We start from the raw sequence: 19,673 nt of genomic DNA on the forward strand, positions 1-19,673 counted from the left end.
CACCGGCCCCTTTGCTCTGGCCTCTTCTCGCTGACCGGCCCCGAACCGGGCCAGCCCTGCTAGACGCTGCGGAACGCCGCCACGGCGTTGTGCCCGCCGAACCCGAAGCTGTTGCTCAGGGCCGCGATGTCGCCCTCGGGGAGCGAACGGCTCGTCGTCACCACGTCGAGCGGGATGCGCGGGTCCTGGTTCTCGAGGTTGATCGTCGCGGGCATCTGGCGGTGGTGCAGCGCGAGGACCGTGAGGACGGCCTCGACGGCACCGGCCGCGCCGAGGAGGTGGCCCATCTGGGACTTCGTCGCGGAGACGGCCACGTGGTCCAGGTCCGCGCCGAGCGCGGCATTGAGCGCCGTGTACTCGGGCACGTCGCCGACGGGCGTGCTCGTGGCGTGCGCGTTGACGTGGACGATGTCCGCTGCGGTCAGCCCGCCGTCCTTGAGCGCGCCGCGGAGGGCCCGCGTGGCACCAAGGCCCTCGGGGTCCGGCGCCGTGATGTGGTGCGCGTCCGCCGTGACGGCCGTTCCAGCGAGGACGGCGTAGATCTTGGCGCCGCGGGCGCGGGCGTGCTCCTCGGACTCGATGACAAGGGCACCGGCGCCCTCGCCCATGACAAAGCCGTCGCGGTCAACATCGTACGGGCGGGACGCGCGCTCGGGCTCGTCATTGCGGCGCGAGAGCGCCTGCATGCTGGAGAACGCCGCAAGCGTGAAGGGGTGGATGGCGGCCTCAGCACCGCCGGTGACCACGACGTCGACCTCTCCAGACCGGATCATGTCCAGGGCGAGCTCGAGCGCCTCCGTGCCGGACGCGCAGGCGGACACGGGTGTGCGGGCCGCAGCCCGCGCGCCGAGGTCCAGGGAGATCGTGCCGGAGACGGAGTTCGGCATGAGCATCGGCACGGACATGGGGAGCACGCGGCGCGGGCCGCGCTCGCGCAGGGTGTCCCAGCCGTTGAGGAGGGTCTGCACGCCGCCGATCCCGGTGGCGAAGGCGACGCCGAAGCGCTCGGGATCCACCTCGGGGCGGCCTGCGTCCTCCCAGGCCTCGCGGGCGGCGACGACGCCGAACTGCGTGGAGGGGTCCATGCGCTTCGTCTCGGCCTTGGTCAGGCGCTCCGCCGCAGGGGTGGAGGCGTGACCGGCGATGCGGGCGGGGAGCTCGTACTGCTCAACCCACTCGTCCTCAAGGCGGCGGATGCCGGAGACGCCGGCAATGGCGTTGGCCCAGAGCTCGTCGACGGTCCCGCCAATGGGGGTAGTGGCGCCGAGACCGGTGATGACTGCTGTGCGGGGCATGCGGGGTTCCTTCGCTGAGGTCGAGACGTGGTGCGTAAGACGATGGGGTGTGCGCCGCCAGGCAGCCCTGGCGGCGCACAAAGCCTGGCTAGGAGGCCTTGACGATGTAGTCGACGGCGTCGCCGACCGTGGCGAGGCCCTTGACGTCCTCGTCGGGGATCTTGACGCCGAACTTCTCCTCGCAGTTGACGACGATCGTCATCATGGAGATGGAGTCGATGTCGAGGTCGTCAGCGAAGGACTTCTCCAGCTGCACGTCCTCAACGGGGATGTCGGTCTCTTCGTTGACGATCTCCGCGAGGCCTGCGAGGACTTCTTCCTGAGTTGCCATGATGGGCTCCTTACTCTTCGAGGACACGCCGTGCGCGTGGCCGGTGGTGGTTGTCCGGCCTGGGCCGGGCCGCTGGCGTCGGAGCCAGCCCCGGAGTGAACCCCGGGAAGTCTTAGGTTACGGAAGGACGACGACTTGCGCGCCGAACACGAGCCCCGCGCCGAACCCAATCTGGAGGGCGAGCTTGCCGCTGACCTCCGGGTGCTCGTCGAGCATGCGCCGCATGGCGATCGGGATCGAGGCCGCCGAGGTGTTGCCGGTGTCCTCGATGTCGCGCGCCACGAGGACGCTCTCGGGGAGCTTGAGCTGCTTGACCATCTCGTCGATGATGCGCATGTTCGCCTGGTGGGGGAGGAACACGGCGAGGTCCTCAGCCGTGACGCCTGCCTCGTCAAGGGCCTTGCGGGCCATCTTCGCCATCTCCCACACGGCCCAGCGGAACACAGACGGTCCGTCCTGTCGCAGGGTCGGCCACGCGGGGTTCGCGCCGGAGCGGACGTCGAGAAGCGAATGCGTCATGCCAATCGCGTCCCACTTTCCGCCCTCGGAGCCCCACACGGAGCGGCTGATCCCGGGCGTCTCGCTTCGGGTGACGACGACGGCGCCTGCGGCATCGCCAAGCAGGAAGCTGATCGTCCGGTCTGTGGGGTCGATGAAGTCGGAGAGCTTCTCCACGCCCACAACGAGAACGTTCTTCGCCATGCCGGAGCGCACGAGCGCGTCGGCCTGGGCCACGCCGTAGCAGTATCCGGCGCAGGCGGCGGACACGTCGAAGGCCGGGACGACGCCCGTGCCGAGGCGTGACGCCAGCAGGGCCGCGGCGGACGGGGTGGCGAAGGGGTGCGTCACCGTCGAGACCACAACGGCCTCGATGTCCTCCGCAGTCAGGCCCGCGTGCTCCAGGGCCTGGAGGGACGCGGCCTCGGCCATGTCGACGACGCTCACGTCGGCAGCCGCGCGGCGGCGCGTGGCGATGCCGGTCCGCTGGCGGATCCACTCGTCGCTCGAGTTGATCGGCTCGACGATGTCGTCGTTGGTGACGACGTTCTGGCCGCGGTATTCGCCGACACCGGCGATGCGGGAGTGCTGGACGGTCTCGTACTGCTTCAAGGTGGCGCTCATGCCTGGGGGCCTCCGGTCTGGGCCTCGTCAGGGGCCGTGCGTGCGTGGGCGCGGGCGAACTCCCGCGCGTCGTCGAGCTGATCAGGGGTGGAGAGCGAGAAGCGCTCGACGCCTCGAAGGCCGCGCTTGGCGAGGCCCGTGAGCGTCCCGGCCGGGGCGACCTCGAGGATCCCGGTGACGCCGAGGTCCGCCATGGTCTGCATGCACAGATCCCAGCGGACCGGCCGCGTGACCTGGTCGACGATGAGGTCGAGGAAGACCTTGCCGTGCTCAGTTCGGGAGCCGTCCCGGTTGGTGAGGAGGGTGGCCTCTGGGTCCTGGGTGAGGACGGCCTCGGCCGCGCGGGTCAGGGGCTCGACCGCCGAGTCCATGAAGTTCGTGTGGAAGGCCCCGGCGACCTTGAGCTCGATGACCTTCGCCTTCGCGGGCGGCTCCGCCATGAGGCGTTCGATGGCCTCACGGGAGCCGGCGGCGACAAGCTGGCCTGGGCAGTTGTTGTTGGCGACGACGGCGCCTGCGGCGTCAATGGCGGCCTCGACCTCGTCGGCGGCACCGCCGAGCACGGCTGCCATCGTCGAGTCGGCCTCGGCCGCGGCGGAGGCCATGAGGCGCCCGCGCTCACCGACGAGGGCGGCGGCGTCCGCGTCGGAGAACACGCCGGCGAGGGCGGCGGCCGTGATCTCGCCGACGGAGTGGCCCGCGTAGACGTCTGCTGCGACGCCCAGGGCGCGGGCGGAGATGAGGCCGGCGGCGACGATGAGGGGCTGGGCCACGGCCGTGTCCTTGATCGTGGCCTCGTCCGATTCGGTGCCGTGAGTCAGCAGATCAATCTTGGAGGCTTCCGACAGGGCCGCGACCTGCGCGGCGACCTGGGGCAACTCGAGCCACGGGGTGAGAAAACCGGGAACCTGGGACCCCTGACCGGGGCAAACAATGGCTAACACGAGAACAAGCCTTCCAAAGGTGGGGCGGGATCAGCGTCATGGCGACGAACTAACATGCGCGTGGCTCTTTGTAGAGAGTCTACAAGGCCACGGGTGGGGCGCCGGAAAGCCGCCCGGCGACGAGCCCGATCTGCAGGACGAACGCCTCGCGCGGGCCGAATGGGTCCAGCCCCGTCACCTCCGCGATGCGCTTGAGACGGTACCGCACGGTGTTCGAGTGGACGAAGAGGGCCCGGCTGGTCGCCTCGAGGGAGCGCCCGGTGGCGAGGTAGGACGCGAGCGTCTCCTCGAGCCCGGGCAAGGCCGCGAGCGGGGCCGAGACCTCGGCGACGAGCTTCTTGCCGGCGGCCTGGTCGCCCGCGAGCATCCGCTCCGGCAGGAGCGCCTCTGACGACACTGGGCGCGGCGCCTCGGGCCACGCGGGGGCCGCCGAGAGTCCGGACAGGGCGGCTCGGGCGGAGGCGCTCGCCTCGGCGAGGCCCCGGGCCACAGGGCCGACGACGACGGGGCCCGCCCCGAAACACGCCGCGAGCTCCGGCAGCGCGCGCTCGGGCGAGCGGAGGCCGGAGGCCACGAGCACGAGCCGGTCCCCTTGGAGGCCCACGAGGCAGTCCCCGGCGTGGGCGGACACCCGGCGCCGGACTGCGCCGAGACCGTCGGTCTCCGCCTCGGCGGGGGAGCGCCCCACGAGGATGGTGAGCGGCTGATGAGCGGCGAACCCGACGGCGGCGACCCGGCTCGTCAGGGCGTCGGAGGACTCGCCGCGAATGATGGCGTCGACGACGAGCGCCTCGAGGCGGGTGTCCCACGCGCCCCGGGACTCCGCCGCCCGGGCGTAGACGTCCGCGACGCTGAAGGCGATGTCGCGGGAGTAGCGGAGGACGGCCTCACGCAAGCGTGCCTCGTCCTCTGTCGAGACGACTGCGGGCACGCACTTCTCGACGGCCTCGACCACCACGCGGACGAGCTCAAGGGCCTGGAGGAGACTGATGGCCCGTGTCATGTCGGAGGGGGCCTGGGCGAGGATGTCGTCCACGCTCCATCGCGCCGTTTCGCTTGGGGCGGCATACCATTCCGCGAAGGCAGCTATGCCGCGCTGTGCGACGAGGCCCAGGCGAGAGCGCTCCTTCGGCCGGAGGCCCCGGTACCAGGTGAGCTGCTCGTCGAGCGCGGCCAGCGCGGACGTCGAGATGAGGCCCAAATGGGCACGCAGAAGCGCCGCGGTCCTGTCCTGTCCGGACGGGACCGCGGCGCTCACCTCAGACGAGGTCAGGCGTCGCCTCCGGCGTTGCCGGTGGTGCCGCGGTTGGGATCGTCAATGCCGTACTTCTCGTAGGCCTCACGAGCCGTCCCGGCGGGCACCTCGCCGCGACGCTCCAGCATCTGGAGGGTCTTGACGACGGCGCTGTGGGTGTCGATCTTGAAGAAGCGGCGCGCGGCTGCGCGGGTGTCCGCGAAGCCGAAGCCGTCCGCGCCGAGCGAGGCGAACTCGTTCGGAATGAACTGCCGCACCTGATCGGCGAGCGCGTGCATGTGGTCCGTCGTCGCAATGACGGGGCCCTCGGCGCCCTCGAGCTGCTTCGCGATGAACGGAACGCGTTTCTCACCCGTGGCGAACTCGTGCGCCTCGGCGGCCAGGCCGTCGCGGCGGAGCTCGTTCCAGCTCGTGACGCTCCAGACGTCGGCGGAGACGCCCCATTCCTCGGCGAGGATCTTCTGGGCCTCGAGGACCCAGGGGACGGACACGCCGGAGCCGAGAAGCTGGGCGCGGGGGCCGTCGTTCTCAGCGCGCTTGAGCAGGTAGATGCCCTTGATGACGCCCTCGACGTCGAGATCTTCGGGCTCAGCCGGCTGGAGGATCGGCTCGTTGTACACCGTGAGGTAGTACATGACGTTCGGGTCCTCGTGCTTGCCGCCGTACATGCGCTCCAGGCCCGAGCGGACGATGTGCCCGATCTCGTAGCCGTACGCCGGGTCGTAGGCGACGACGGCCGGGTTCGTGGACGCCAGGATGTGCGAGTGGCCGTCAGCGTGCTGGGTGCCCTCGCCCGTCAGGGTGGTCCGTCCTGCGGTGGCGCCGATGATGAAGCCTCGGGCCATCATGTCGGCGGCCGCCCAGATGCCGTCACCCGTGCGCTGGAAGCCGAACATCGAGTAGAAGATGTAGATCGGGATGAGCGGCTCGCCGTGCGTGGCGTAGGACGTGCCGACTGCCGTCAGCGCCGAGACCGAGCCGGCCTCGTTGATGCCCGCGTGGAGGATCTGGCCCTGCGGGGACTCCTTGTAGGCGAGGACGAGCTCGCGGTCCACGGAGAGGTAGTTCTGACCCTTGGGGTTGTAGATCTTCGACGTCGGGAAGAACGCGTCCATGCCGAACGTGCGGGCCTCGTCGGGGACGATCGGCACGATGCGCTTGCCGAACTCCTTGTCCCGCATGAGGTCCTTGAGGAGGCGCACGAACGCCATGGTCGTGGCGGCCTGCTGCTTGCCGGAGCCGCGGCGGGCGATCTCGAACGTCTTGTCGCTCGGGAGCTTGACCGGCGTGTGCTCGGTGCGGCGCTGAGGCACGGGGCCGCCGAGGTTGCGGCGGCGCTCGAGCATGTACTTGATCTCGGGGGAGTCGGGGCCCGGGTTGTAGTACGGCGCGTTGTAGAGGTCCGCCTCGAGCTGCTCGTCCGTGATGGGGATGCGGAGGTGATCGCGGAAGGCCTTGAGGTCCTCCATGGTCATCTTCTTCATCTGGTGCGTGGCGTTGCGGGCCTCGAAGTGGGGCCCGAGGCCGTAGCCCTTGACCGTCTTGGCGATGATGACGGTCGGCTTGCCCTTGAACTCCATCGCAGCCTTGTACGCCGCGTAGACCTTGCGGTAGTCGTGGCCGCCGCGCTTGAGCTGCCAGATCTGCTCGTCGGTGAGGTCCGCGACCATTTCCTTGGTCTGCGGAGTCTTGCCGAAGAAGTGCTCCCGGACGAACCCGCCGGACTCGCCCTTGTACGTCTGGTAGTCGCCGTCAACCGTCGTGTTCATGATGTCCACGAGGGAGTTGTCGGTGTCCTTCTCAAGGAGGGCGTCCCACTCGCGGCCCCAGACAACCTTGATGACGTTCCAGCCCGCACCGCGGAAGAACGCCTCGAGCTCCTGGATGATCTTGCCGTTGCCGCGGACAGGGCCATCGAGGCGCTGGAGGTTCGCGTTGATGACGAACGTCAGGTTGTCCAGGTTCTCGTTGGCGGCGAGCTGGAGCAGGCCGCGCGACTCGGGCTCGTCCATCTCGCCGTCGCCGAGGAAGGCCCAGACGTGCTGATCCGAGGTGTCTTTGATTCCCCGGTTCTGGAGGTAGCGGTTCGTCTGCGCCTGGTAGATGGCGTTCATGGGGCCGAGGCCCATGGAGACGGTCGGGAACTCCCAGAAGTCCGGCATCATGCGCGGGTGGGGGTAGGAGGAGAGGCCGTTCGGCGCCTTGGAGACCTCCTGGCGGAACGCGTCCATCTGCTCTTCGGTGAGGCGGCCCTCGAGGAAGGCGCGGGCGTACATGCCGGGGGAGGCGTGGCCCTGGAAGAAGATCTGGTCTCCGCCGCCCGGGTGGTCCTTGCCGCGGAAGAAGTGGTTGAAGCCCACCTCGTAGAGGGTGGCGGCACCCGCGTAGGTGGAGATGTGGCCGCCGACGCCGATGCCGGGGCGCTGCGCGCGGTGCACCATGACGGCCGCGTTCCAGCGAAGCCAGGCGCGGTACCGGCGCTCGATCTCCTCGTCACCCGGGAACTCAGGCTCCTGGTCAACGGGGATGGTGTTGACGTAGTCCGTCGTCGTCACCATGGGGACGCCAACGCTGCGAGCTCCAGCGCGCTGGAGGAGGGAACGCATGATGAACTGCGCGCGTTCCGTGCCTTCCGCCTCGATGAGGCCGTCGAGGGACTCGATCCACTCGGCGGTCTCCTGCGGGTCCGCGTCCGGAAGCTGATGCGTCAATGCGCTGACGATGTGGGCGTGTTCTTCGCCTGCAGTCACCTTTGAAACCTCTTTCATGCACGGTGCGAGCGGGGCGGCTTGGCCGCGGCCTTTGCACGGGTGAGTCACTTGGACGATCCGGGCGGAGCCGGCACCCCGGCCTCACGTCCAAAACTCACGAAAGGCGTGCCTGCAACGATGGACAGTCCACCCCCACTCTATCTGCATCGCCTGGATCTCCAATGGTCTGGACGGGGCGGGGGGAGTGAGACCGCCCACGGTCGCGCGGCTCGCAAACAAGCCGTCTTCTACGAGCGCGTCGCGTGGGCTGTCATTCCACGGCCAGGACACGTTAGATTAGCCATACGAAGAGCGCTGCCGTGGCGTTCTGCCGCACCTACTTGGAGGCCACTGGTGAACCCACAGGGTTCCGCTGCGAACGAACTTTCTCTTGCCGAGGAGCTGGGCCTGAGCCCCGAGAGCCTCGTGCAGGAGTTCGGTTATGACGAGGACGTCGATTTCGATCTTCGGGACGCCATTGAAGAGCGAACCGGCGAGGAGATCCTGACGGAAGAGGACCATGAGGTCGTTGACGCCGTGCTCGTCTGGTGGCGTGAGGGCGACGGAGACCTCGTCGACATGCTCGTGGACGCCCAGGCCACTCTGGACGAGGGCGGGGTCGTCTGGCTCCTGACACCCAAGAAGGGCCGTGACCTGCACGTGTCTGCCGCGGACATCGCCGCAGCCGCCCCCACCGCCGGGCTTCACGTCACGCGCACCGCTGGTGTCAGCGAGGACTGGACGGCTACTCGCCTCGTCGGTCGCCGCGCCAACTAGCCTTTCGCTCCTCGTCCGAGGCGCGTGGTCAGCGGCGGGGCCGTCAACTCGGCTCGGTCGAGTGAGTAGACGTAGATCAACGGCCTGTGCGGCCTCGGCCTCTCGTCCGGGTAGGGCTTGACGACGAGGTCGGCGTACCGGCCACGGAGAGTCCCTTCGCCTTCCTCGCCCATATCCAGCATGAGCTTGTACCAGGGGGAGGCGGCCTCACACCACTCGATGGCCTCGAGGACGGACTGCGCCTGCGTCAGCTCGTACTCGTCCTGGCAGTGCGCGTATCCGGGGAGCGGCGGCGGGCTCATGATGACGGCTCGGTAGGTCGGCTGCCCGTTGTCGAACACCCCAGACATCCTCATCGGGTCGACAAGCGTGATCTTCATGGCGGGCTTCCTGGTCGGGTCGGTGCGTGGTGGTTGGCCCGTACTCTAGTCCTCCCGCCCGCCGGGGGCCAGAGACCCTGGGCACTATGAGAGAACGACGGCGTCCCGTGCTGAACGGGACGCCGTCGTCGTCTCTGTCCCACGGCGGGGGAGGATCCCCGCCGCCCGAGATCAGTGGGTGTCGACGCCCACGACCTCGGTGAGGTCACCGGACCAGTTCGTGTGGAACGAGCCCTCGGCGTCGATGCGCAGGTAGGTGTGCGCGCCGAAGAGGTCGCGCAGGCCCTGGGTGAGGGCCGCGGGGAGGCGGCCGGCACGCAGCGCGTCGAAGTAGGCGAGCGAGGACGCCATGACCGGTGCCGGGATGCCCGTCGTGGCCGCGTGGGCCACAATGCGCCGCCACGCGGGGAGGGCCTTCTCGAGGGACGCGCGGAACTCGTCGGCGAGGAGGAGGCTCACCGGCTGGGCGTCCTCGGCGTAGGCCTTCATGATCGTGTCGAGCAGCTCGGCGCGGATGATGCAGCCCGCCCGCCACAGGGACGCGATCTTCGCGATGTCCAGGTCCCAGCCGTACTGCTTGGCGGCGAGCTGGAGCATGTCGATGCCCTGGGCGTAGCTCACGAGCTTCGTGGCGTAGAGCGCCTGGCGGACGTCCTCGATGAACGCGTCCTTGTCGCCCTCGGACACGTCCGGCGTGATGTCGCCGCCGAAGGCCTCGCGGGCCGCCGCGCGCACGTCTGCCTGGGAGGAGAGGGCGCGGGCGAAGACCGACTCGGCGATGGCGGACACGGGGGAGCCCACCTCGAGACCCGAGACCACGGTCCAGCGGCCCGTGCCCTTCTGGCCGGCTGCGTCCACGACGACGTCGACGAGCGGCTTGCCCGTCCGTGCATCCTCGTGGGCCAGGACGCGAGCGGTGATCTCGATGAGGTAGCTCTCGAGCTCCGTGGAGTTCCACTCCTCGAAGATCTTGGCCTGCTCGGCCGGCTCAATGCCCGCCGCTCCGCGCAGCAGGTTGAAGCACTCGCCGATGACCTGCATGTCGGCGTATTCGATGCCGTTGTGGACCATCTTGACGAAGTGCCCGGCGCCGTCGGTGCCGACCCAGTGGCAGCACGGGTCGCCCTCGTAGTCCGCGGCGATCGTCTCGAGCATGGGGCCGAGGGAGTCATAGGACTCGCGCGAGCCGCCAGGCATGATCGAGGGGCCGTTGAGCGCGCCCTCCTCGCCGCCGGAGACGCCGACGCCCACGAAGTGAAGGCCCTTCTCTGCGAGGTGGGCCTCGCGCCGACGCGTGTCCTCGAAGTGGGAGTTGCCGGCGTCGATGACGATGTCGCCCTCTTCAAGGAGCGGCACGAGCTGATCGATGACCTGGTCCACCGGGTTGCCGGCCTTGACCATGATGAGCACGCGGCGGGGCCGCTGCAGGCTCGCGACGAGCTCCTCAAGCGTGGACGTGGGAACGAAGTCGCCCTCGGAGCCGTGCGCGTCCATGAGGGCGTCCGTCTTCTCCTGGCTGCGGTTGTGGAGGGCCACGGTGTAGCCGTTGCGGGCGAAGTTCCGCGCTAGGTTTGCGCCCATGACGGCCAATCCGGTGACGCCGATGTCAGCGAGTTTCATGAGGTCCAGTCCTTCTCTCGTGCTCTGGGTCTGTCCAACGTGGCCCGCGTTGAGGGGCCCTCCCTCCCAAGGCTATAGTGAGGGAGTTGTGCCGCCTAGAGTCGGCGCGGCAAGGGCCTTTAGCTCAGCTGGTAGAGCGCCACGTTTACACCGTGGATGTCATCGGTTCGATCCCGGTAGGGCCCACGACGACGGTGCTCGCGCGCCTCGGCCCCGCTTTCTCCATGATCCCGTCCGCCGGTCGGCGTCGCCCCTCGACTACGCTGGTGTTTGACACAAGAGCGTGCCAAGATTCGGGGTGTGCGCAAGCTCCTTGCGCCTGAATGCCGCACTCCTGACCGTGCGAGGGAAATGACGTTGCATCCAGTTCTGAGCGTCCGAGACGTGTCCAAACGCTACGAGGGCTCCGATGTTGAGGCCCTGTCCGGCGTCTCCATGGACGTCGGCGCGGGGGAGTGCGTGTGCCTGCTCGGAAAGAACGGCGCGGGAAAGACCACCCTCACCTCAATTGCCAGTTCCCGGATTCGCCCCACATCTGGCGACGTTCTCGTGTCTGGGATCTCGGTCGTGGAGCGGCCTGATGAGGCCCGCGGGCGGATCGCCGTCGTGCCCCAGCAGGACACGCTGGACCACGGGATCTCCGTCCTCCAGAACCTCGTCTACCACGGACGCTATTTCGGGATGACGCGGGCACAGGCCCGGGCTAGCGCAAGCTCCGCCCTGGAAAGCCTCGGCATTGAAGAGCTCGCGGGCCGGGACCCTGTGCGCCTCTCGGGCGGACAAGTCCAGAAGGTGACCTGGGCCAGGGCGCTCGTCCACAGCCCGGACCTCATCCTGCTCGACGAGCCCTCCACGGGGCTCGACGTGCTCGCCCGCCGCCAGACCCACGAGCTCGTCCTCGCCATGAAACGCCGTGGCACGGCGATTCTGTTGACGACACACGACATGCACGAAGCCGCCCTCCTGGCTGATCGCATTGCCGTCATCGACCGGGGGCAGCTGCTTGCCGTGGGGACCCCCGCCGAGCTCTTTGAGCACCTGGGGCTCGGTGCCAGGGTCCTCGAGCTGAGCTACTCGTTCGAGGACACCGCCCATGAAGCTGCAGGGCGGATCGCCCGGGAACTGGAGTCGGCGGACTCGGTCGTCACCGTTTCTCACGTGGGATCAGCGGTCTTCGTCTCGCTCAGGTCCGAGGAGGCCTCGGCGGCCAGCGCCGTCATCGAGACCATCGCGGGCCTCGGCCTCGTGGAGCTGGGAGTCCTCGCCCGGGACCCCTCCCTCGAGGACGTCTTCCTGTCCCTCCTGGAGGAGTCATGAGCCGAGCATCAGTCTTCGCAGCGTTCGTCGAAAGGGACCTCCGCAAGGACCTCAAATCATTGCCGGGTGTCTTCGCGGAGCTCTTTCTGCAGCCGATCCTCTTCCTCTTCGTCTTCGCCTTCGTGCTGCCTGCGGTGGGCGGGATCGACCGCGGCTATCTGGGCGTCCTCGTCCCCGGTCTCGCGGCGATGACGGCGGTCTCCTCCGGAATCACGGGCGTGTGCCTGCCCGTGCTCATCGAGCTGCACTACACGCGGGAGATCGACGACCGCCTCGCGGCTCCCGTCCCCGCCCGATTCGTAGCCCTGGCCAAAATGACCCACTCGGTCATTCGAGCCTTCCTCGGAGCCATCTGCTTCGTCCTCGTCGCCTGGGCCCTCGTCGGGAAATCGCCGTTTGAATACGGCCCGGGTCTGTTCCTCGGCGCATTCCTAGGGGCATTTGTGGGCAGCGGAATCGGCATGCTCCTGGCGGGATTCGTGGACGTGAAGAATATCGACGCCGTGGCCGCCGCCTCCGTCAGCCTCGTCGGCTTCACGGGCTGCGCGCAATACAGTTGGGCGTCCCTCAGCGCGCTGCCCGCGTTTCAGTGGGTGACGCTCCTCAACCCCCTGACGTATGCGAGCGAGCTGACCCGCGCCGCATCCACTCACTCCCTGGCTCCGGCCCTGTGCGTTGCGGTCCTGTCCGTCCTCGCCGTGGTCACGTGGGCCGCGGGGGCGCGGAGGTTCGGCGTCATCGTCGCCCGGTAGCACCCCAAGCCGTCCTACGGCAGCTGGCCCGCCGTCTCGTCCTCGCTCGCCACGTACTCGGCCGGGTCGACGCACGGAGCGGGGTTCGGCGGGGCCACTTCCTTGCGGTTCTTCGCCGGAATGCCCGTGAGCACGGCGCCGGCCGGTGCGTCCTTGACGACCACGGCGTTGGCGCCCACAGCGCTGCCGTCCCCAATGGTCACGGGGCCCAGGACCTTGGCCCCGGCGCCGATCGTCACGCCGGAGCCGATCGTCGGATGCCGCTTGACCCGCTCAAGCGACCGGCCGCCGAGCGTCACGCCCTGGTAGATGAGGACGTCGTCCCCAATCTCGGCCGTCTCGCCGATGACCACCCCCATGCCGTGATCGATGAGGAACCTCCGGCCAATCTGCGCCCCCGGGTGGATCTCCACCCCCGTCACCGAGCGGGTCACCTGGGACAGCACCCGGGCCGCCGGGCGGAGGCCCGGCTTCTGCCACATGCGATGCGCCAGGCGGTGGGACCACACGGCGTGGAGCCCCGAGGAGACGATGGCGTTCTGGATGTCGCCTCCCGAGGCCGGGTCCCGGCGGCGGACGGTCTCGAGGTCTTCCCGGAGGCGCTTGAGGATACTCACGTGGGGCGGGGGCCTTTCTTGGCGCGGCGGTCTTGGTGCGGGTTGCTCGACGGCGCGGACTTCTCGATGGTGCGAGTCAGCGGACGTCGTCGAACAGCGCGGTGGACAGGTACCGCTCTGCGTAGTCCGGGATGACGGTGACGATGAGCCGTCCGCGGTACTCCTCGCGGCCCGCGACCTGCAGGGCAGCCCACACGTTGGCCCCGGCGGAGATGCCGCCCGCGATGCCCTCCTTGCGGCCCAGATCCCGCGCGGTGGCGATCGCGTCGTCGAGGGCCACGTCAATGACCTCCGAGTACACGCTCGTGTCCAGGATGTCCGGCACGAAGTTGGCGCCGAGCCCCTGAATCTTGTGCGGGCCGGGCTTCCCTCCGGAGAGGATGGGCGAGTCGATGGGCTCGACGGCCACGATCTTCACGCCTGGCGCCCGCTCGCGGAGGACGTTTCCGACGCCGGAAATGGTGCCGCCCGTGCCGACCCCCGCCACGAATGCCGCGAACTCTCCGGCGGTGTCCGCGAGGATCTCCTCCGCCGTCGTCCGCGCATGAACCGCGGGGTTGGCCTCGTTGGAGAACTGGCGAGCGAGGATGGAGTTCGGGGTGGACTCGGCGATCTCGCGGGCGCGGTCCACCGCCCCGCGCATCCCCTTGGCACCCGGGGTGAGGACGATCTCCGCGCCGTAGGCCGCGAGCATCATGCGACGCTCAACCGACATGGACTCCGGCATGGTCAGGATGACCTTGTAGCCGCGGGCCGCGCCGGCCATGGCGAGCGCGATGCCCGTGTTGCCGCTCGTTCCCTCGACGATGGTGCCGCCGGGCTTGAGGTCGCCGGAGGCGACGGCCGCGTCGATGATGGCCGCCCCGATCCGGTCTTTGACGCTGTTGGCCGGGTTGGCGAATTCAAGCTTCACGGCCACCTGCGCGGGCAGGCCCTCCGTGAGTCGGTTGAGGCGGACCATGGGGGTACCGCCGATGACCTGCGTGACGTCATCGTAAATGCGCCCGTGTGCGGGCCGATCGCTCGTGTTCACGTTCTTGCTCCTCGTGACGAAATGCGGTGCGGTCGTGGGTTGGCTCCGACGGCCAGGGCCCTTGACGCGCGGCGGCCGGCGTCAGCGGGTGGGCTGAACCCACTCCGCGAAGCCCTTGCGCGCGGACGCGAGCTTCGGGCTGACGATGGCCTGGCAGTAACCCGCCTCTGGAAACCTACTGTAGTAGTCCTGGTGGATCGCTTCGGCGGTGTGAAACTCGCCGAGCGGCTCGATCGTCGTGACGATGGGGTCAGGCCACAGCTCCTGGGCGGCCGCGATGGCGTCCTTGGCGTCGCGCTCGTCCTGCGCGTCCGCAACGAAGATCGTGCTGCGGTACTGCGTGCCGATGTCCCAGCCCTGACGGTTGAGCGTCGTGGGGTTGTGCATCGCGAAGAACATGGCGAGGATGACTCGCGCCGGAATGACCTCCGGATCGAAGACCACGCGGACAGCCTCGGCGTGGCCGCTCGCGCCGGAGCACACCTGCTCGTAGTACGGGTCCGGCGTGTGGCCGCCGGTGTACCCGCTCGTCACGGAGCGCACGCCCTTGACGGTGCGGTAGAAGGCGTCGAGGCACCAGAAGCAGCCGCCTCCGAGGACGAGGGTTCGGGTCTCGGGCGTGTCAGTCGCGTTGGGGTCCATGCCTCATGACAACGCTTCCCGGCGGGCTGGCATTCCCGCCGCGCCAGCGCGTCGTCGCCCGCACGCCCCGGCCGCCCGCACGCCCCCGCACGCCCCCGCCGCCCGCGCGCCCCCGCACTCACCCGCCGCTCTCTGCCCCCGCACCTGAGAAGATGGGGGCATGACTGAGCTGCAGGAGAACCCAGGCACCGCCCCCACGCTCGCCGAGGTCGTCGAGAGCATCGACGCGCTCTGGCCGTTCTCCCTCACGGAAGAGTGGGACCGGACGGGCGTCGTCGTCGGCCGGATGGACAAGCCCGTGCGCAGCATCCTCGTGGCCGTGGACCCAGTCGCGGACGTGGTCACGCAGGCCATCGAGGGCGGGTTCGACCTCCTCATCACCCACCACCCCCTCCTCCTCAAGGGCGTCAACTCGGTGTCCGACGAGACCGCCAAAGGCGAGATGGTCATGCGCCTCGCGGAGGCCGGCTGCGCGCTCGTGTGCACGCACACCAACGCGGACCAGCCGGAGGGCGGCGTGTCCCAGATTCTCGCGGACATCCTCGGGCTCACCGAGCAGCGTCCCCTCGCCCCGGCGAAGAACGGGCCGGACGACGCCGGGATCGGCCGCGTGGGCGTGCTGGCCGAGCCGGTCAGCCTCGCCTCGTTCGCCCAGCGCGTGGCCCGCTCGCTTCCGCGGGTCGCTGGCGGAGTCCGCGTGGCCGGCGACCTCCAGGCCGAGGTTCGCACCGTAGCCGTGTGCGGCGGCGCCGGGGACAGCCTCTTCGATGACGTGCGGGCCAGCGGCGCGGACGTCTACGTCACGTCCGACCTCCGCCACCACCCCGCCTCCGAAGCCCGCGAGACGGCCCGCGGCGGCACCCCGTTCCTCATCGACACCGCGCACTTCGCGAGCGAATGGGTCTGGGTGCCCTTCGCGGCGCAGGCCCTCAAACGGCACCTCGCCTCGCGCGGGCTCAGCGTCCAGGCGGCCGTCAGCGAGCTCGTCACCGACCCCTGGGATGCGGTCTTCTTCCCGGAGCGCGGCGCTGCGGGCGCAGAGTCCTAGAGCACGACGACGGCGCCTCGCGGCGTGTCAGGCCGCCGCGGCCCATGGTGGCCGGCCCGGGGCGTGAAGACCGGGGTGGCACCGGTTGCTAGTCTCGCTCCCATGAAGCTGACTGAGGCATGTCTCGAGTATGTTCCTCTCCTCAACGAGGACGTGGCCCGCACTCAGCAATTCACGTGCGAGCCGGGCGAAGACACGCTGTTGACTTTGGTGATTGACCGAGTCGAAGGCGGCGGGATCAGCCGGTTAGGCTTTGGGCCCGACACAGGCGTCTTCGCCACACTCCGCGCACCGGTGACTTCCAGTTTTCGTGTGCGTCACGGCAGCGAGTGCGCGGGCGTTCGGTTTTCATATGATCGAGGCGCGGACGCCGGGATTTTGAGCTTTGTTGAGCCGCGGGAGTTCCAGGAACTCTACGATCGCGATCTGTATTTCCCCAGCCCCGATCCAGACGACTCATTCCTCATCATTGCCTCGCTGACGTGCGACCTGAGGACCTTCCAGCTGGAATTCGTTGGCATGTCTCACGCGTTCCCAGACATCGCCTCGATTGCCGCACAATAGCGCCGACATCGTGACTGCAAGCTGAGCCGGAGGCCGGACGCGAGAATCAGACCCGGGCGACCCGGTCAGCCCGCGGCCGTGAACGCGTGGTCCGCCGGCAGGATGATGCGCAGCGAGGCTGGCTTCTTTCCGGCTGGCACGAGCTCCGTCTCCCAGCTCTTGGAGAGAATCTCGCGGAGCGCCTCGGGCGTGCGGGCCGCGGCGCCGCTCTCCAGCAGGTCCCGCACCACCTGGCCGCGCGTGTGCTTGGCGAAGTGGGACACCACGGCCAGCTTGCCTCCGCGCCGCTGGAGCACATCCAGCGCCACCGTCCGCTCGGGGGCGGGCGCGAACATCGACGCATACGGGCCGCTTCGCGCATCCACGACGAGCTCCCGCCCGCACCACTCCGCGAGCGGCTCCGCGAGCCGCGGCCGCCAATAGGCGTTGAGCGCGCCTCCCAGCCCCGGGACCTTGGTGCCCGCGGATGCGCGGTATGCGGGGATCCGGTCCTTGAGCCCGACGACGCCGAAGGCCGCCGAGAACACGAGCACGCGGGCATTCGCGCGCCGTTTGGCTGCGGGGGAGAGGGTCTCGGCCCCCAGTGCGGAGTAGAGGACCCCCTCGTAGACCAGCGCCGCGGGGGCGGACGGGGCTGTGGCCCACTCGGCGTTGGCCCGAACGGTGGGCAGCAAGGCCTCCGACACGCCGAACGCCGCCGCGGCGTCATCCCGGACCGAGGCCCCCGCGATGGCCTCGAGCGCGGCCCGCCTGTCCGCCTCCAGCTCGGGGAAGCTCAGTGCCGCAAGATCGGTGGCGCGCCCCCGGGCCGGACGGTGCTTGGTCTCGGACGGCGGGAGGAGGAAGCGCATGAGCTCAATCGTATCGAGCGGGGGACGGCGAGGCGGCCCTGTCATGGATCCCGCGGCGCTCAATCCGGCGGCCCCGTCGTCGTGATCAACGATGAGCACCCGCTGCAGACGCCCGCCAGCCGGCCGCCTTGCCTGCCGACGCGTAGACTGAGGGGAGGACGGGGCGCGAGGACGATCGCGTCGCCGGGGCCCACGGCTCCAGGCGTCGAGGAAAGTCCGGGCTCCACAGAGCGCGATGGTGGGTAACGCCCACTCGGGGAAACCCGCAGGCCAGTGCCACAGAAAGCAGACCGCCAGCGTGTGCGAGAGTTTTGCTCATTGTCGCAAAGCATCACAGCGCAGGTAAGGGTGAAACGGTGGTGTAAGAGACCACCAGCGCCCGGGGTGACCCGGGCGGCTCGGTAAACCCCATTGGGAGCAAGGTCATACAGGGTGCGTTTGAGGGCTGCTCGCCCGATGCATCCGGGTGGACCGCTAGACCCGCTCGGCAACGAGCGGGCGAGATAGATGATCGTCACCGCGCACCGGGCAACCGCGCGCGGCACAGAACCCGGCTTACATCGCGCCCCGTCCCCATCAACGCGATCCGCGCCGGTAGAATGGAAGGGCGCTCCCACGTCCCCAGGAGGGATGCGGCGTGCGCAGTATTCGCCGATGTGATCGCCGAAGCGATGTACAAAGACGTGCATGCGCCGCCATGCCGAGGAAGGAACAAGGATGTCCCTCAACCCCGAATCCGAGCCCGATGTCACTGAGAACACCGCTGGACTGAACAGCGAGGAGACGCTCAACGACTGGCTCGACCGCGAGGCCCAGGCCGAGGAGATGATCCCGGTTCTCGGGCGCCTCTACCGCCGCAACAACGTCGTCCCCTCCATCCACGGCCGCGCGCTCATCAACCGCTCCGCAGTCGGCATCCTCAAGCTCCACCGCTTCGCGCGCCAGATCGACGGCTCGCCCCTCAACGTGGCCGAGACCCTGCCTCTCGTCAAGGAGCTCGACAGCCTCGACCTCGCCGCCGCGTCCATCGACGTCGCCCGCCTCGCCGTCAAGTACCGGACTGAGGGCCAGGGCCGCGAGCTCAAGGACTTCCTCGCCGAGGAGCTCGCCGAGATCGCGGGCAAGGGCGGCGAGGGCGCACAGGAGCCGCGCGATGTGGTCCTCTACGGCTTCGGGCGCATCGGTCGCCTCGTGGCCCGCCTGCTCATCGAGCACGCCGGCGGCGGATACGGCCTGCGCCTCCGTGCGGTCGTCGTCCGCCCCACGGGCAAGAACGACCTCGCCAAGCGCGCATCGCTGCTCCGCCGCGACTCGGTGCACGGCCCGTTCGACGGCACGATCACCATTGACGAGGACAACGACACGATCCGCGCCAACGGCACCCTGATCCAATTCATCTACGCCAACGACCCGTCCCAGGTGGACTACGAGGCCTACGGCATCAAGAACGCGATCGTCGTGGACAACACGGGCAAGTGGCGGGACGCCGAGGGCCTCGGCCAGCACCTCCAGTCTGCGGGCGTCTCGCAGGTGCTCCTCACCGCGCCGGGCAAGGGCGAGCTCAAGAACATCGTCCACGGCGTCAACCACAAGGACATCGCCGACGACGACACGATCCTCTCGGCCGCATCCTGCACGACGAACGCCATCACACCGGTCCTCAAGGTCCTCAACGACAAGTACGGCATCGTCCACGGCCACGTTGAGACGGTTCACTCGTACACCAACGACCAGAACCTCATCGACAACATGCACAAGGGCGACCGCCGCGGCCGCTCCGCCGCCCTGAACATGGTCATCACCGAAACGGGCGCGGCCTCCGCCGTGGCAAAGGCCCTGCCCGAGCTCAAGGGCAAGCTCACCGGCAACGCCATCCGCGTCCCCACCCCGGACGTCTCGATGGCCATCCTCAACCTCCAGCTGGAGAACGAGGTGGAGAAGGACGAGGTCAACGCGTACCTCCGCGAGATCAGCCTCTCCACGCCGATGCGCAAGCAGATCGACTACACGTCCTCGTCCGAGATCGTCTCCACGGACTTCGTCGGATCCCGCCAGGCGGGCGTGGTCGACGGCCTCGCGACCATCGCTCAGGGCAAGAGCCTTGTGCTCTACGTCTGGTACGACAACGAGTTCGGCTACTCCTGCCAGGTCCTCCGCGTGCTGGAGACCATGGCCAAGGCGAACTTCACGCTGTACCCGCCGCTCGAGGGCTAGTCGGCGCTCCCCGTGAGGCCCGCCCCGCGGGAGCTGCGGGGGAGTGCTAGCAGCGCGCAGGGGAGGCCGTCCCGGTTGGGGGCGGCCTCCCTTTCTGCGTGCGTCGGTGACCCTCCCGTGTGCCCCCTCGATTGGCGTATGCCCCGGACCCGCTCCGGTTT

At 69.0% G+C, this 19,673-nt stretch carries 18 protein-coding genes, 1 tRNA gene and 1 other RNA gene; 8 read left to right on the forward strand and 12 right to left on the reverse strand.

Translation table 11 applies throughout. The features are described from left to right. Positions 1 to 59: 59 nt before the first annotated feature. The 6 genes from J2S35_RS09230 to aceE all read right to left on the reverse strand — a co-directional run bounded on the left by J2S35_RS09230 (position 60) and on the right by aceE (position 7,715). Positions 60 to 1,295: a beta-ketoacyl-[acyl-carrier-protein] synthase family protein gene (locus J2S35_RS09230; protein ID WP_309852581.1), complete on the reverse strand. Its 1,236-nt coding sequence runs from the start codon at positions 1,293 to 1,295 to the stop codon at positions 60 to 62. 88 nt (positions 1,296 to 1,383) lie between these two features. Next, a complete protein-coding gene (locus J2S35_RS09235) occupies positions 1,384 to 1,626 on the reverse strand; it encodes an acyl carrier protein (RefSeq protein ID WP_309852584.1) in 243 nt (80 codons plus the stop codon). Between the two features lie 117 nt (positions 1,627 to 1,743). After that, a complete protein-coding gene (locus J2S35_RS09240; protein ID WP_309852587.1) occupies positions 1,744 to 2,748 on the reverse strand; it encodes a beta-ketoacyl-ACP synthase III in 1,005 nt (334 codons plus the stop codon). Continuing rightward, entirely contained in the window at positions 2,745 to 3,692 is a 948-nt protein-coding gene (locus tag J2S35_RS09245) for an ACP S-malonyltransferase (protein WP_309852589.1), read from the reverse strand. Before J2S35_RS09245 ends, J2S35_RS09240 begins: the two co-directional genes overlap by 4 nt. 79 nt (positions 3,693 to 3,771) lie before the next feature. Further along, positions 3,772 to 4,950: a PucR family transcriptional regulator gene (locus tag J2S35_RS09250; RefSeq protein WP_309852592.1), complete on the reverse strand. Its 1,179-nt coding sequence runs from the start codon at positions 4,948 to 4,950 to the stop codon at positions 3,772 to 3,774. A gap of 11 nt (positions 4,951 to 4,961) precedes the next feature. Beyond that, positions 4,962 to 7,715, reverse strand: a complete 2,754-nt coding sequence (aceE, locus tag J2S35_RS09255) for a pyruvate dehydrogenase (acetyl-transferring), homodimeric type (protein WP_380083487.1) — start codon at positions 7,713 to 7,715, stop codon at positions 4,962 to 4,964. Between the two features lie 336 nt (positions 7,716 to 8,051). Between aceE and J2S35_RS09260 the strand changes: the two genes are divergently transcribed. Next, positions 8,052 to 8,474, forward strand: a complete 423-nt coding sequence (locus J2S35_RS09260) for a DUF3052 domain-containing protein (protein ID WP_309852598.1) — start codon at positions 8,052 to 8,054, stop codon at positions 8,472 to 8,474. Here J2S35_RS09260 and J2S35_RS09265 read toward each other — a convergent pair. Continuing rightward, entirely contained in the window at positions 8,471 to 8,854 is a 384-nt protein-coding gene (locus J2S35_RS09265) for a hypothetical protein (protein WP_309852601.1), read from the reverse strand. The two genes, J2S35_RS09260 and J2S35_RS09265, sit on opposite strands and share 4 nt — an antisense overlap. Positions 8,855 to 9,025: 171 nt before the next feature. Beyond that, positions 9,026 to 10,474, reverse strand: a complete 1,449-nt coding sequence (gene gndA / locus J2S35_RS09270) for an NADP-dependent phosphogluconate dehydrogenase (protein ID WP_309852604.1) — start codon at positions 10,472 to 10,474, stop codon at positions 9,026 to 9,028. A 113-nt stretch (positions 10,475 to 10,587) separates the two neighbouring features. Between gndA and J2S35_RS09275 the strand changes: the two genes are divergently transcribed. From J2S35_RS09275 to J2S35_RS09285, 3 genes are all read left to right on the forward strand, one after another. Then, positions 10,588 to 10,660: transfer RNA gene (locus tag J2S35_RS09275), tRNA-Val, on the forward strand. Positions 10,661 to 10,858: 198 nt separating this feature from the next. Then, positions 10,859 to 11,791, forward strand: a complete 933-nt coding sequence (locus tag J2S35_RS09280; protein ID WP_309852607.1) for an ABC transporter ATP-binding protein — start codon at positions 10,859 to 10,861, stop codon at positions 11,789 to 11,791. After that, positions 11,788 to 12,543: an ABC transporter permease gene (locus J2S35_RS09285; RefSeq protein ID WP_309852610.1), complete on the forward strand. Its 756-nt coding sequence runs from the start codon at positions 11,788 to 11,790 to the stop codon at positions 12,541 to 12,543. The genes J2S35_RS09280 and J2S35_RS09285 overlap by 4 nt, the downstream gene beginning before the upstream one ends. Before the next feature lie 14 nt (positions 12,544 to 12,557). On the opposite strand, the gene cysE is transcribed toward J2S35_RS09285, so the two are convergent. From cysE to msrA, 3 genes are all read right to left on the reverse strand, one after another. After that, positions 12,558 to 13,160, reverse strand: coding sequence for a serine O-acetyltransferase (gene cysE / locus J2S35_RS09290; protein WP_309852613.1), 603 nt, complete (start codon positions 13,158 to 13,160; stop codon positions 12,558 to 12,560). A gap of 76 nt (positions 13,161 to 13,236) precedes the next feature. Then, positions 13,237 to 14,193 (reverse strand): cysteine synthase A, encoded by a 957-nt coding sequence (cysK, locus tag J2S35_RS09295; protein WP_309852616.1) that lies wholly within the window; start codon positions 14,191 to 14,193, stop codon positions 13,237 to 13,239. 81 nt (positions 14,194 to 14,274) lie between these two features. Beyond that, the gene (msrA, locus tag J2S35_RS09300) at positions 14,275 to 14,835 is read right to left on the reverse strand and encodes a peptide-methionine (S)-S-oxide reductase MsrA (RefSeq protein ID WP_303128650.1); all 561 of its coding nucleotides are present in this window, start codon (positions 14,833 to 14,835) and stop codon (positions 14,275 to 14,277) included. 160 nt (positions 14,836 to 14,995) lie between these two features. Here msrA and J2S35_RS09305 point away from each other — a divergent pair, with 160 nt between their 5' ends. Both J2S35_RS09305 and J2S35_RS09310 read left to right on the forward strand, forming a co-directional pair. Beyond that, on the forward strand, positions 14,996 to 15,883 hold the full coding sequence (locus J2S35_RS09305; RefSeq protein WP_309852619.1) for a Nif3-like dinuclear metal center hexameric protein: 888 nt from the start codon (positions 14,996 to 14,998) through the stop codon (positions 15,881 to 15,883). Between the two features lie 102 nt (positions 15,884 to 15,985). Then, positions 15,986 to 16,447 (forward strand): hypothetical protein, encoded by a 462-nt coding sequence (locus tag J2S35_RS09310; RefSeq protein ID WP_309852621.1) that lies wholly within the window; start codon positions 15,986 to 15,988, stop codon positions 16,445 to 16,447. 65 nt (positions 16,448 to 16,512) lie between these two features. On the opposite strand, the gene J2S35_RS09315 is transcribed toward J2S35_RS09310, so the two are convergent. Continuing rightward, positions 16,513 to 17,298 carry a YaaA family protein gene (locus tag J2S35_RS09315; protein ID WP_309852623.1) on the reverse strand — a complete coding sequence of 262 codons (786 nt, stop codon included), beginning with the start codon at positions 17,296 to 17,298 and terminating at the stop codon, positions 16,513 to 16,515. Positions 17,299 to 17,457: 159 nt separating this feature from the next. Here J2S35_RS09315 and rnpB point away from each other — a divergent pair. Together rnpB and J2S35_RS09325 are read left to right on the forward strand one after the other, a co-directional pair. Further along, an RNA gene (gene rnpB / locus J2S35_RS09320) (RNase P RNA component class A) lies at positions 17,458 to 17,872 on the forward strand. Between the two features lie 143 nt (positions 17,873 to 18,015). Beyond that, complete coding sequence (locus tag J2S35_RS09325; protein ID WP_309852626.1) at positions 18,016 to 19,512, forward strand: glyceraldehyde-3-phosphate dehydrogenase; 1,497 nt, start codon at positions 18,016 to 18,018, stop codon at positions 19,510 to 19,512. Positions 19,513 to 19,673: the final 161 nt, after the last annotated feature.

This window comes from Falsarthrobacter nasiphocae, assembly GCF_031456275.1.
Lineage (GTDB): Bacteria > Actinomycetota > Actinomycetes > Actinomycetales > Micrococcaceae > Falsarthrobacter > Falsarthrobacter nasiphocae.

Bases quoted from the DNA above. Each gene is read 5' to 3' on its own strand.
- aceE (WP_380083487.1), bottom strand. From the start codon at position 7,715: ATGAAAGAGGTTTCAAAGGTGACTGCAGGCGAAGAACACGCCCACATC.
- J2S35_RS09315 (WP_309852623.1), bottom strand. From the start codon at position 17,298: ATGCGCTTCCTCCTCCCGCCGTCCGAGACCAAGCACCGTCCGGCCCGG.
- J2S35_RS09265 (WP_309852601.1), bottom strand. From the start codon at position 8,854: ATGAAGATCACGCTTGTCGACCCGATGAGGATGTCTGGGGTGTTCGAC.
- J2S35_RS09235 (WP_309852584.1), bottom strand. From the start codon at position 1,626: ATGGCAACTCAGGAAGAAGTCCTCGCAGGCCTCGCGGAGATCGTCAAC.
- gndA (WP_309852604.1), bottom strand. From the start codon at position 10,474: ATGAAACTCGCTGACATCGGCGTCACCGGATTGGCCGTCATGGGCGCA.
- J2S35_RS09310 (WP_309852621.1), top strand. From the start codon at position 15,986: ATGAAGCTGACTGAGGCATGTCTCGAGTATGTTCCTCTCCTCAACGAG.
- msrA (WP_303128650.1), bottom strand. From the start codon at position 14,835: ATGGACCCCAACGCGACTGACACGCCCGAGACCCGAACCCTCGTCCTC.
- J2S35_RS09305 (WP_309852619.1), top strand. From the start codon at position 14,996: ATGACTGAGCTGCAGGAGAACCCAGGCACCGCCCCCACGCTCGCCGAG.
- J2S35_RS09285 (WP_309852610.1), top strand. From the start codon at position 11,788: ATGAGCCGAGCATCAGTCTTCGCAGCGTTCGTCGAAAGGGACCTCCGC.
- J2S35_RS09230 (WP_309852581.1), bottom strand. From the start codon at position 1,295: ATGCCCCGCACAGCAGTCATCACCGGTCTCGGCGCCACTACCCCCATT.
- J2S35_RS09325 (WP_309852626.1), top strand. From the start codon at position 18,016: ATGTCCCTCAACCCCGAATCCGAGCCCGATGTCACTGAGAACACCGCT.
- J2S35_RS09240 (WP_309852587.1), bottom strand. From the start codon at position 2,748: ATGAGCGCCACCTTGAAGCAGTACGAGACCGTCCAGCACTCCCGCATC.